Annotated in this window: 7 protein-coding genes; 5 read left to right on the plus strand and 2 right to left on the minus strand. The window is 73.9% G+C overall.

Translation table 11 applies throughout. From position 1 onward, the window contains the following. The first annotated feature begins 186 nt into the window (after positions 1 to 186). Entirely contained in the window at positions 187 to 1,071 is an 885-nt protein-coding gene (locus tag ACTB72_RS18770) for an SDR family oxidoreductase (RefSeq protein WP_463038539.1), read from the plus strand. A gap of 113 nt (positions 1,072 to 1,184) precedes the next feature. Here ACTB72_RS18770 and ygfZ read toward each other — a convergent pair whose 3' ends face one another. Next, the gene (ygfZ, locus tag ACTB72_RS18775; RefSeq protein ID WP_463038540.1) at positions 1,185 to 2,009 is read right to left on the minus strand and encodes a CAF17-like 4Fe-4S cluster assembly/insertion protein YgfZ; all 825 of its coding nucleotides are present in this window, start codon (positions 2,007 to 2,009) and stop codon (positions 1,185 to 1,187) included. A gap of 283 nt (positions 2,010 to 2,292) precedes the next feature. Here ygfZ and ACTB72_RS18780 point away from each other — a divergent pair, with 283 nt between their 5' ends. The 4 genes from ACTB72_RS18780 (at position 2,293) to ACTB72_RS18795 (ending at position 6,331) form a co-directional block, all read left to right on the plus strand. Next, complete coding sequence (locus tag ACTB72_RS18780) at positions 2,293 to 3,633, plus strand: dihydroorotase (protein ID WP_463038541.1); 1,341 nt, start codon at positions 2,293 to 2,295, stop codon at positions 3,631 to 3,633. Continuing rightward, complete coding sequence (locus tag ACTB72_RS18785) at positions 3,630 to 5,000, plus strand: MFS transporter (RefSeq protein WP_463038542.1); 1,371 nt, start codon at positions 3,630 to 3,632, stop codon at positions 4,998 to 5,000. The genes ACTB72_RS18780 and ACTB72_RS18785 overlap by 4 nt, the downstream gene beginning before the upstream one ends. Positions 5,001 to 5,022: 22 nt before the next feature. Beyond that, positions 5,023 to 5,703, plus strand: coding sequence for a TIGR04283 family arsenosugar biosynthesis glycosyltransferase (locus ACTB72_RS18790; protein WP_463038543.1), 681 nt, complete (start codon positions 5,023 to 5,025; stop codon positions 5,701 to 5,703). 67 nt (positions 5,704 to 5,770) lie between these two features. Then, entirely contained in the window at positions 5,771 to 6,331 is a 561-nt protein-coding gene (locus ACTB72_RS18795) for a TIGR04282 family arsenosugar biosynthesis glycosyltransferase (protein ID WP_463038544.1), read from the plus strand. 497 nt (positions 6,332 to 6,828) lie between these two features. Here ACTB72_RS18795 and ACTB72_RS18800 read toward each other — a convergent pair whose 3' ends face one another. Continuing rightward, positions 6,829 to 8,166 carry an AAA family ATPase gene (locus ACTB72_RS18800; protein WP_463038545.1) on the minus strand — a complete coding sequence of 446 codons (1,338 nt, stop codon included), beginning with the start codon at positions 8,164 to 8,166 and terminating at the stop codon, positions 6,829 to 6,831. Positions 8,167 to 8,339: the final 173 nt, after the last annotated feature.

Consider the following 8,339-nt stretch of genomic DNA (forward strand, 5'->3'; position numbering starts at 1 on the left):
GGCGAGGCGGGGGGCGCCGGGGCCGCCAGCGGGGCGGCGGAATTCGCCGGCGCGGCCGATCCGGGGACCGCGGTCAGCGCCGCGGCGGCCAGGACCAGCGCGCGGGCCAGCATCGGGGCGCATCGCATCGGCGGGAAACCTCCGTTACATCCGGGTGGCTGCGACACCTACACCGGAGGCGAGGACATGCCCACCCTGCTCAGTTTCGGCCACGGCTATTCGGCCCGGCGCCTGGCGCGCGACCTGGTGGCGGAGGGCTGGCGCGTGATCGGCACCACCCGTTCCCCCGAAAAGGCCGAGGCGATCCGGGCCGAGGGGGTCGAGGCGCTGGTCTGGCCCGGGGACGCTTCGGGGGACGCGCCGGGAGAGGCCATCGCCCCGGCGCTCGACGCCGCCACCCACATCCTTATCTCCGCAGGACCGGACGAGGCGGGCGACCCGGTGCTGCGCGCCGCGGGGGCCGAGATCGCGGCGCGGGCCGGCCGGTTCGACTGGGTGGGGTATCTCTCCACCACCGGCGTCTATGGCGACCGCGACGGCGCCTGGATCGACGAGGAAGCCGAGCGCGCCCCCTCCACCCGTCGCGGCCAGTGGCGGATGGCGGCGGAGGACGCGTGGCTCGCCCTGCATCGCGACCACGGCCTGCCGGTCCACATCTTCCGGCTGGCGGGGATCTACGGGCCGGGGCGGGGGCCGTTCGAGAAGGTCAGGCAGGGGACGGCGCGGCGGATCGTGAAGGAAGGCCAGGTGTTTTCGCGCATCCATGTGGACGACATCGCGGCGGTGGTGCGGGCCTCGATGGCGCGGCCGGCGCCGGGGCGGGCCTACAATGTCTGCGACGACGACCCGGCCCCGCCGCAGGACGTGATCGCCGAGGCCGCCCGCCTGCTGGGCCTGCCCCTGCCGCCCGAAGTGCCGTTCGAAGCGGCCGAGATGACCCCGATGGCGCGCAGCTTCTACGCCGAGAGCAAGCGCACCTCCAACGCCCGCATCCGCGAGGAGCTGGGCGTCGAGCTGCGCCATCCCGATTACCGCGCCGGCCTGCGCGCGCTGCTGGCGGAAAGCGGCTGAGGGCTCGCCCCTCCCGCTTTCCGGGGGCCGGGGCATCCGACCCGACCGCGCGCCATTTCCGGGTCTTGCGCAGGATACGGCCTCGCCCCGCACGCCAACGGGATGAGGCGGGCTCAGCTGTCCGCGACCACCGTCAGCCGCGCGTCTCCGGCGATCAGCGGCCCGCCGGCGCGGTCGATGCGCAGCATCGCCAGGCCCTCCGCCCCGGACACGGTGCCGAGCACGCCGGCGGCGCGGCCCTCTTCGGTCAGGATCTCGGTTCCCGGCGGAGGGGCCTCGCCCGCCACCGCCACGCGCAGGAGGCCGCGGCGCAGCTCGGTCTTGTGCTTCATGCGGGCCACGATCTCCTGCCCCACGTAGCAGCCCTTGCGGAAATCGACGCCGTGCAGCCGCTCGAACCCGGCCTCGAGGATGTAGCTGTCGGGGGTGAGCTCGGTCCCGGCCTCGGGCGCGCGGGCGGCGATGCGCAGCGCGGCGTGGGCTTCCGGCGCGCCGGGGGCGGCGCCGGCGGCAGCAAGGGCGGCGGCGAGGTCGGCGGCGTAGAGCCGCCAGCCGAGGCGCGGGTCGCGGGGGTCGGGGACGAGGATCGCGTCCTCCGGGGCCTCGGGGAGGGAGTCGCCGCCCCAGAGGAGCGCCACGTCGAGGCCGGCGGCGGCGATCTCGATCTTGCGGCGCAGGCGGTAGAGGGCGAGACGCCGCGCGAGGTCGGCGCCCTGTTCGAGCGGCGCGTCGACCAGAAGGGCGTCGCCGCCGCCGTCCAGCACGAAGAAATCCGAGATGTATTTGCCCTGCGGGGTCAGCAGGGCGGCCCAGACGGCGCGGCCGTCGCGGGCAGGCGCGATGTCGTTGGTGACGAGATCCTGGAGGAAATCGCGCGCCTCCGGCCCCGCCAGCCGCAGCACCGCGCGCGCCGTGGTCATGCCCTTGAGATCGCTCATGCCGTCCTCCGCGCCGGGGTGATTACGTTCCGCAACATAGGGTGCGGCGGCGCGGGCTGCGAGAGGGGGCCGCGCGACGGCCGGCCCGCGGGCGAAAGCGGGGCGCCCGCGCGGCGGAGGAATCGGAGGCGCCTGGCGGAAACGGGCACGGTCCGCCGGGCGCTCGGCGCGCAGACCGGCGGCGAGAGCGGCGGCGAGCGGGAGAAGGACGAGCGGAATTCGGCGTCGCCTCCGTCCGCGCCCGCTGCTAAACGGACCCGTCCCGAACCGATGGAGCCCGCCCATGTCCGCCACCTCCCGCGCCCCCGACCTGATCCTCAAGAACGGCACGGTGGCGAACCATGACGGCGTGGGCCTGGCCGACATCGCGGTGACGGACGGCAGGATCACCGATATCGGCGACCTGAGCGGGCGCGACGCGGGCGAGGTCATCGACTGCGCCGGCCTGCATATCCTGCCCGGGGTCATCGACAGCCAGGTGCATTTCCGCGAACCGGGCGCCGAGGCGAAGGAGGATCTGGAGACCGGGGCCGCCGCCGCGGCGCTCGGCGGGGTCACCTGCGTCTTCGAGATGCCCAACACCAACCCCACCACCACCACGCCCGAGGCGCTGGCCGACAAGGTCGCCCGCGGCCGCGCCCGCATGGCGGTGGATTTCGCCTTCTGGTTCGGCGCCGCCGCCGACAACGTGGAGATCCTCGCCGAGGCCGAGCGGCTGGAAGGCTGCGCCGGCATAAAAATGTTCATGGGCTCGTCGACCGGCACGCTGCTGGTGGATGCCGACGAGCATGTCGCGCGGGTGCTGGCCAACGGCCGCCGCCGCGTCGCGGTCCATTCCGAGGAGGAATCCCGGCTGGAGGCGCGCAAGCCGCTGCGCGTCCCCGGCGACCCGTCCTCGCACCCGGTGTGGCGCGACGCGACCGCGGCGCTGATGTGCACCACCCGCCTGATCCGCCATGCGCGCGCGCAGAACCGGCGGGTGCATGTGCTGCATATCTCGACCGCCGACGAATTCCCGATCCTCGAGGCGAACAAGGACCTGATCACGGCGGAGGCGACGCCCCATCACCTCAGCCTGAACGCCGACGACTACGCGCGCCTGGGCAACCTGCTGCAGATGAACCCGCCGGTGCGCGACGCGACCCATCAGGCGGCGATCTGGGACGGGCTGCGGCGTGGCGTGATCGACGTGCTCGGCTCCGACCACGCGCCGCATGAGCTGGAGGCGAAGGCCAAGGCATATCCGGACTCGCCCTCGGGGATGCCCGGCGTGCAGACGCTGGCGCCGATGATGCTCGACCATGTGGCGAAGGGACGGCTGAGCCTCGCGCGCTTCGTCGACCTGACCTCGGCCGGCCCGCAGCGGATCTTCGGCATCGCCGGCAAGGGGCGGATCGCGGCGGGATACGACGCGGATTTCACCATCGTCGACCTGAAGGCCCGGCGCGAAATCACCAACGACTGGATCGCCTCGCGCTGCAAGTGGACGCCCTATCACGGGACCACCGTGCAGGGCTGGCCGGTGGGGACCATCATCCGCGGCCGGCGGGTGATGTGGGACGGCGAGTTGACCACGCCGCGCGGCGGCCAGCCGGTCCGCTTCCAGGAAGGCTTCGTCGGATGACGCAGGCGCACCGTCCCGGCGCGCCGGGGACGGGGACGCCGCCGGGGACGAGTCCGGGGGCGGGCGCGAGGGGAGAGGGCGGGCCCGGGCCCGGCGCCACCCGCGGCCATGTCTCGGGCCATGTGCCCGGCCTCGTCTCCAGCCAGCTGCCCGCGGCGCCGGGGCCGTCTCCGGCCGCGGTCAGCCTCGGCTTCATCGCGCTGATGGCGGCGATGATCGCGATCAACGCCTTCGCGACCGACATGATCATCCCCGGGCTCGGCGTGATCTCCGACGATTTCGCCCTGCCCGACCCGAACATGCGGCAATGGGTGATCTACGCCTCGTTCCTCGGCATGGCGTTCTCACAGCTGGTGATCGGGCCCCTTTCGGACGCGCTCGGCCGCCGGCCCGCCGCCTTCGCGGGGCTCGCGATCTTCGAGGTCGGCTGCGTGGTCGCGGGGTCGGCCTCGGATTTCGAGACGCTGCTGGCGGGGCGCGTGCTGCAGGGGCTCGGCTCCGGCGGGCTGCGCGTGCTCGCCTACGCCATCCTGCGCGACCGGGTGGCGGGGGACGAGATGGCGCGGTCGACCTCGCTGATCTCCATCGGGTTCCTGATCCTGATCTTCGCGGCCCCGCTGGTGGGCCAGGCGGTGATGGCGCTGGCCGACTGGCGGGGGATGTTCGCCTGGCTGACCGTGCAGGGGCTGCTGACCGCGCTCTGGCTCGCCCGCGCCCTGCCCGAGACCCTGCCGCCCGAGCGTCGCCGCCCTCTGGCGCTGCGCCCGATGGCGCAGGCGATGCGGGTGGTGGTCACCACGCCGGCGACGCTGGCCTGCGCGGTGGCGCTCGCCTCGGCGCTCGGCGCGCTCGCCACCTACATCGCCACCGCCGAGCAGGTGTTCAACGGCATCTACGAGCTGCATGCGCTGATGCCGCTGGCCTTCGGGGCGCTGGCTTTCGCGGAAGGGGCGGCGGCGGTCTTCAACTCCCGCGTCGTGCGGCGGGTGGGGGCGCTGCGCATGGCGAGGGCGGGGCTGACCGCCTGGACGATCAGCGGCACGGCGGCGGCGATCGTGTTCATGGCGTTCTTCGACGGGATCCCGCCGCTCTGGCTGTTTCTGGCGTGGAGCGCGTCGTCGCTGGCGATGTTCGCGCTCCTGTTCGGCAATCTCAACGCGGTGGCGATGGCGCCGATGGGGGCGATGGCGGGCTCGGCCTCCTCGGTGATCGCCTTCATGGGCACCGCCGGGGGCGCGCTGCTGGCGGCGGTCGCGGGGGCGGCCTTCGACGGCACGGTGACGCCGCTGGCCGCGAGCTTCGCGGTGTCGGGCGTCATCGGGCTGGCGGCGCTGAGCTACGCGGCGCGCCGAGGGGCCTTCGCATGAGGCCCGGCCTGGATCCGCTGCGATGACCGCCCCCCTCTCCATCGTCATCCCGACGCTGAACGCCTCGGGCGAGATCGGCCCCTGTCTCGGCGCGCTGGCCGAGGCGCTGACCGAGGGGCTGATCCGCGAGGTGATCCTGACCGACGGCTGCTCCGTCGACGGGATCGAGCTGGTGGCCGACGCGGCGGGGGCGGAGCTGGTGCGCGGGCCTCCGGGCCGGGGCGGGCAGCTGGCGCGGGGGGCCGCGGCGGCGCAGGGCGACTGGCTTCTGTTCCTGCACGCCGACACCGTGCTCAGCCGCGGCTGGTCGGAGGCGGTGCGCCGCCACCTGCGCGAGGCGCCCGACGCCGCCGGCTGGTTCCGGCTGGAATTCGACGCGGTGGGGGTGGCGCCGGCGCTGGTGGCGAGCTGGGCCAATTTCCGATCGCGCCGCTTCGGGTTGCCCTATGGCGATCAGGGTTTGCTGGTGTCGCGGCTGGCCTATCGGCGGGCGGGCGGGTTCGACGCGATCCCGTTGATGGAGGACGTGGCGCTGGTCCGCCGCCTGCCCGCGCTGCGGGAGCTCGACGCCAACGCGGTGACCTCGGCGCGGCGCTATCGCGACCAGGGCTGGATGCGGCGGGGCTGGCGCAACCTGACCACGTTCGGCCTGTGGCGGCTGGGCGCGTCGCCGACCTGGCTCGCACGGCGCTATGCGCGCTGAACGGCGGCGGCGGCTAGCGCAGGGACGGGCGCGGGGCGCGACCGCCCGCCCGCAAGTGGTGATCTTCATGAAGGTCCCGCATCCCGGTCGGGTGAAGACCCGGCTGGCGCGCGGGGTGGGGGCGCCGGAGGCGGCGCGCTGGTTCCGCGCACAGACCAGGGCGCTGGTCCGAAGGCTCGCCGCCGATCCGCGGTGGGAGGTGCGGCTGGCGGTCAGCCCGGATGCGGAGGGCCTCGTCTCCCGCGCATTGCCGGGACGCGTGAAGCGGCAGACGCAGGGGGGCGGCGACCTCGGGCCGCGCATGGCCCGCGCCCTCTTCGGCGCGCCGCCCGGCCCGGTGCTGGTGATCGGCGCGGACATCCCCGACGTGACCTCCGCGGTGATCGCCCGCGCCTTCCGGGCGCTGGGGCGGGCCGACATGGTGTTCGGCCCGGCGGAGGACGGCGGCTTCTGGCTGGTCGGCCTCGGCCCCGCCCGCCGGGCGCCGCGCAGGCTTTTCGAAGGCGCCCGCTGGTCCACCCGCCATGCGCTGGCCGATGTGCTGGCGAACCTGAGCGGCGCCCGCGTCGCGCTGGCCGACCGCCTCGCCGACGTCGACGACCCCGCCGACCTGCGCCGCCGCGACTGAAGCCCGGCACGCCAGAACCCCGCCCGGGGAGCCGCGCGCCCACCGCAGCGCCGCCGGCGCCGGCACGCCCGCGCGGCGTTGCGGCCGGGCGCGGGTCGAGACGCCGCGTATCCCGCCGGACGGCGCAAAGCCGCGACGCGAGGCACGCCTCACGGGCCAGGAGCCACAAGCGACCCGCGACCCGCGACCCAGGCGCGCGAGTCTCCGGGCGGGTCAAGGCTCGCGAAGCGACCGCCGCAGGCGGCTCGGCCTTGTCGCGGCCGGAGACTCGCACACGCTCGGACAAGGCCCCCCTGGGGGCCGTCTCAGCAAACCGGCGCTCTTGCCCGCCACACGCGAAACGCTCGCCGATTTCTGGGTAGGTTTCCATCCTGCTCCCCTCTCCCCCTCGGGGGAGAGGGACAGGGTGAGGGGGCGCCCCGAAGGCCATTCATGGCCGGAGACATAGGCTTGCCCGGCACGGGCGCCGCATGACTCCCCCCGTATGGCTCCCCCCGTCAGGCGTCGGCGATGATCGAGAGGTTGGTCCACGCGTCCGCCATGAAATCGGGCCGCAACTGCCGCGGCATCGCGTGGAAATCGCAGGACGCCATGCACTGGTCCACCACGTAGACCGCGTGATAGGCGGCGAAATCCAGCCCCGACTGCGGGTAGAGCACGTCGAGCATGTAGCGCACCGCCTCCTGCGGGGCCGCCACGCCGCGGGCCTCGCAGACCCGCAGGAAGATCTTCACGAAATCGTCCTGGCTCGGCCGCCCGATCATGATCTTGTAATAGATCCGGCGCAGGCCGGCGCCGTCCAGCAGCTCGTTCGGGGGGATGTTGGTCGACAGGATCATCAGCGTGTCGAAGGGCACCTGAAAGCTCATCCCCGATTGCAGGGAGAGGTAGTCCACCGCCTCCTCCATCGGCACGATCAGCCGGTTGATCAGCGCCTGCGGCGTCTGCCGCTGCCGCCCGAGGTCGTCCACGATCAGCACCCCGTTCGCCGCCTTCAGATGCACCGGCGCCTGGTAGGTGCGCGAGGTCGGGTTGAAGCGCAGGTCGAGCATGTCCGTGGTCAGCTCCGCCCCCGTCACCACGGCCGGGCGCACGCAATGGGCGAAGCGCAGGTCGGGGGCGCCTTCCTCCAGCAGGTCCTTGGGGGTCCAGGGCTCGTCCTCGGGGATCATCCGGTGCAGGGACGGGTCGAACATCTGGATGATCTCGCCGTCGACCATGATCGCGTAGGGAACGTGGATGCCGCCCTCCATCGCCTTGGCCAGCGCGTGCGCATAGCTCGACTTGCCGTTGCCGGGGGGGCCGTAGAGCAGGATCGAGCGGCCGGAATTCACCGCCGGCCCCAGCCGGTCGAGCACGCCTTCGGGCGTCACCAGCCGGGCGAAGGCCGCCTCGAGATCGGCGCGCGAGATGCGGTGGTCCTTCACCGACTGGACCGCGACCTGGGCGCGGAACTGGGCGAGCGTCACCGGACAGGGGCCGGCGTAGTCGACGCGGCCGACCGATTCCATGGCGCGCAGGCGGCCGATCTCGGTCAGCTCGAAGCGCATCTCGGCGCGGATGTCGGCGCGCAGGCTGCCGAGCGTGGCGATCAGACGCTCGTCGCGCATCATGCCGAAGATGTCGGAGAGGATGCCCGGCGAGATCCGGGTGACCATCGCCACCGCGCTCGCCGTCTCCACCCCGCGGCGATACATGACCTTGAGCGCCAGCTCGACGAGGAATTCCCGGGTCATGCCGGTCTCCTCGATGGAGCGGGGGGCGACCGGGGCCGCGTCGTCCTCGCCGGCGAAGGCGGCGGCGGGAGAAAGGGACGCGGCGACGGGCTCGGACATGGGGGAGGCTCCTCGCGCAGGGGGCGCGGCGGGGGAGAGGGACGGCGGCAGGCCGAGGGGATCGGGTTTCAGGCGCGGGCGCAAGCCCGGCCGGCGCGCGTGCGAGGATGGAACGAGGCGCCGCGCCTGCCGGGCGCCCCTGGCGGCGGGGCGCCCGGCAGGCGCGCTGGGGC

This window comes from Albimonas sp., from assembly GCF_055129145.1.

Excerpts from the sequence above, each read along its gene's own strand:
- ACTB72_RS18790 (WP_463038543.1), top strand. The coding sequence starts at position 5,023 with ATGACCGCCCCCCTCTCCATCGTCATCCCGACGCTGAACGCCTCGGGC.
- ACTB72_RS18785 (WP_463038542.1), top strand. The coding sequence starts at position 3,630 with ATGACGCAGGCGCACCGTCCCGGCGCGCCGGGGACGGGGACGCCGCCG.
- ACTB72_RS18770 (WP_463038539.1), top strand. The coding sequence starts at position 187 with ATGCCCACCCTGCTCAGTTTCGGCCACGGCTATTCGGCCCGGCGCCTG.
- ACTB72_RS18800 (WP_463038545.1), bottom strand. The coding sequence starts at position 8,166 with ATGTCCGAGCCCGTCGCCGCGTCCCTTTCTCCCGCCGCCGCCTTCGCC.
- ACTB72_RS18795 (WP_463038544.1), top strand. The coding sequence starts at position 5,771 with ATGAAGGTCCCGCATCCCGGTCGGGTGAAGACCCGGCTGGCGCGCGGG.
- ACTB72_RS18780 (WP_463038541.1), top strand. The coding sequence starts at position 2,293 with ATGTCCGCCACCTCCCGCGCCCCCGACCTGATCCTCAAGAACGGCACG.
- ygfZ (WP_463038540.1), bottom strand. The coding sequence starts at position 2,009 with ATGAGCGATCTCAAGGGCATGACCACGGCGCGCGCGGTGCTGCGGCTG.